Source organism: Marinobacter santoriniensis NKSG1 (genome assembly GCF_000347775.1).
Taxonomy (GTDB): Bacteria; Pseudomonadota; Gammaproteobacteria; order Pseudomonadales; family Oleiphilaceae; genus Marinobacter; species Marinobacter santoriniensis.
In genome coordinates this window covers 1-2,571 of sequence record NZ_APAT01000035.1, presented here as the reverse complement: position 1 = coordinate 2,571, position 2,571 = coordinate 1, and the positions used below count along the sequence as shown (strand labels likewise).

General features: G+C 54.4%; 5 protein-coding genes. 1 reads left to right on the top strand and 4 read right to left on the bottom strand.

Translation table 11 applies throughout. The features are described from left to right. Window positions 1–148, bottom strand: a 148-nt coding sequence (locus MSNKSG1_RS19045) for a Rop family plasmid primer RNA-binding protein (protein WP_083871173.1), incomplete at its 3' end; no start/stop codon positions are given. Window positions 149–196: 48 nt separating this feature from the next. Then, a complete protein-coding gene (locus MSNKSG1_RS19720) occupies window positions 197–484 on the bottom strand; it encodes a hypothetical protein (RefSeq protein ID WP_008940833.1) in 288 nt (95 codons plus the stop codon). Window positions 485–571: 87 nt separating this feature from the next. Between MSNKSG1_RS19720 and MSNKSG1_RS19520 the strand changes: the two genes are divergently transcribed. Then, window positions 572–700: a type VI secretion protein gene (locus tag MSNKSG1_RS19520; RefSeq protein ID WP_001260374.1), complete on the top strand. Its 129-nt coding sequence runs from the start codon at window positions 572–574 to the stop codon at window positions 698–700. Between the two features lie 56 nt (window positions 701–756). Here MSNKSG1_RS19520 and tet(C) read toward each other — a convergent pair whose 3' ends face one another. Both tet(C) and MSNKSG1_RS18530 read right to left on the bottom strand, forming a co-directional pair. Continuing rightward, window positions 757–1,947 carry a tetracycline efflux MFS transporter Tet(C) gene (gene tet(C) / locus MSNKSG1_RS18535; protein ID WP_001297013.1) on the bottom strand — a complete coding sequence of 397 codons (1,191 nt, stop codon included), beginning with the start codon at window positions 1,945–1,947 and terminating at the stop codon, window positions 757–759. Window positions 1,948–1,973: 26 nt separating this feature from the next. Then, window positions 1,974–2,450 carry a Cro/CI family transcriptional regulator gene (locus tag MSNKSG1_RS18530; protein WP_008940832.1) on the bottom strand — a complete coding sequence of 159 codons (477 nt, stop codon included), beginning with the start codon at window positions 2,448–2,450 and terminating at the stop codon, window positions 1,974–1,976. Window positions 2,451–2,571: the final 121 nt, after the last annotated feature.

Here is a 2,571-nt window from a genome sequence, read left to right as displayed (position 1 = left end):
CACAGATGTCTGCCTGTTCATCCGCGTCCAGCTCGTTGAGTTTCTCCAGAAGCGTTAATGTCTGGCTTCTGATAAAGCGGGCCATGTTAAGGGCGGTTTTTTCCTGTTTGGTCACTGATGCCTCCGTGTAAGGGGGATTTCTGTTCATGGGGGGTAATGATACCGATGAAACGAGAGAGGATGCTCACGATACGGGTTACTGATGATGAACATGCCCGGTTACTGGAACGTTGTGAGGGTAAACAACTGGCGGTATGGATGCGGCGGGAACCAGAGAAAAATCACTCAGGGTCAATGCCAGCGCTTCGTTAATACAGATGTAGGTGTTCCACAGGGTAGCCAGCAGCATCCTGCGATGCAGATCCGGAACATAATGGTGCAGGGCGCTGACTTCCGCGTTTCCAGACTTTACGAAACACGGAAACCGAAGACCATTCATGTTGTTGCTCAGGTCGCAGACGTTTTGCAGCAGCAGTCGCTTCACGTTCGCTCGCGTATCGGTGATTCATTCTGCTAACCAGTAAGGCAACCCCGCCAGCCTAGCCGGGTCCTCAACGACAGGAGCACGATCATGCGCACCCGTGGCCAGGACCCAACGCTGCCCGAGATGCGCCGCGTGCGGCTGCTGGAGATGGCGGACGCGATGGATATGTTCTGCCAAGGGTTGGTTTGCGCATTCACAGTTCTCCGCAAGAATTGATTGGCTCCAATTCTTGGAGTGGTGAATCCGTTTAGCGAGGTGCCGCCGGCTTCCATTCAGGTCGAGGTGGCCCGGCTCCATGCACCGCGACGCAACGCGGGGAGGCAGACAAGGTATAGGGCGGCGCCTACAATCCATGCCAACCCGTTCCATGTGCTCGCCGAGGCGGCATAAATCGCCGTGACGATCAGCGGTCCAATGATCGAAGTTAGGCTGGTAAGAGCCGCGAGCGATCCTTGAAGCTGTCCCTGATGGTCGTCATCTACCTGCCTGGACAGCATGGCCTGCAACGCGGGCATCCCGATGCCGCCGGAAGCGAGAAGAATCATAATGGGGAAGGCCATCCAGCCTCGCGTCGCGAACGCCAGCAAGACGTAGCCCAGCGCGTCGGCCGCCATGCCGGCGATAATGGCCTGCTTCTCGCCGAAACGTTTGGTGGCGGGACCAGTGACGAAGGCTTGAGCGAGGGCGTGCAAGATTCCGAATACCGCAAGCGACAGGCCGATCATCGTCGCGCTCCAGCGAAAGCGGTCCTCGCCGAAAATGACCCAGAGCGCTGCCGGCACCTGTCCTACGAGTTGCATGATAAAGAAGACAGTCATAAGTGCGGCGACGATAGTCATGCCCCGCGCCCACCGGAAGGAGCTGACTGGGTTGAAGGCTCTCAAGGGCATCGGTCGACGCTCTCCCTTATGCGACTCCTGCATTAGGAAGCAGCCCAGTAGTAGGTTGAGGCCGTTGAGCACCGCCGCCGCAAGGAATGGTGCATGCAAGGAGATGGCGCCCAACAGTCCCCCGGCCACGGGGCCTGCCACCATACCCACGCCGAAACAAGCGCTCATGAGCCCGAAGTGGCGAGCCCGATCTTCCCCATCGGTGATGTCGGCGATATAGGCGCCAGCAACCGCACCTGTGGCGCCGGTGATGCCGGCCACGATGCGTCCGGCGTAGAGGATCCACAGGACGGGTGTGGTCGCCATGATCGCGTAGTCGATAGTGGCTCCAAGTAGCGAAGCGAGCAGGACTGGGCGGCGGCCAAAGCGGTCGGACAGTGCTCCGAGAACGGGTGCGCATAGAAATTGCATCAACGCATATAGCGCTAGCAGCACGCCATAGTGACTGGCGATGCTGTCGGAATGGACGATATCCCGCAAGAGGCCCGGCAGTACCGGCATAACCAAGCCTATGCCTACAGCATCCAGGGTGACGGTGCCGAGGATGACGATGAGCGCATTGTTAGATTTCATACACGGTGCCTGACTGCGTTAGCAATTTAACTGTGATAAACTACCGCATTAAAGCTTATCGATGATAAGCTGTCAAACATGAGAATTCTTGACGAATAATCTTTTCTTTTTTCTTTTGTAATAGTGTCTTTTGTGTCCCCCTGTTTTGAGGGATAGCAATCCCCCAATTTGAGGGATTGTTTTATCCCTCGCTTTAGGGGATTTTCCCTCGTTTTAGGGATGCACCATTCTGAGATGTTTTTATTTGGTCCAAACATGCCGCCTTGCTGCTTGATAATATTCATTCTGACGAGTTCTAACTTGGCTTCATTGCACCGTTTGACAGGTAACTTTGTAATCTCGCTAAGTTGAGAATCGGTGATTCTGTCCATTGGTTTATTCCACCCATAGGTTTTACGCAGAATGGCAAGCAGCACTTTAAACTGTCGCTTGGTCAGATCTTTAGCTGTCTTGGTTTGCCCAAAGCGCATTGCATAATCTTTCAGGGTTATGCGTTGTTCCATACAACCTCCTTAGTACATGCAACCATTATCACCGCCAGAGGTAAAATAGTCAACACGCACGGTGTTAGATATTTATCCCTTGCGGTGATAGATTTAACGTATGAGCACAAAAAAAGAAACC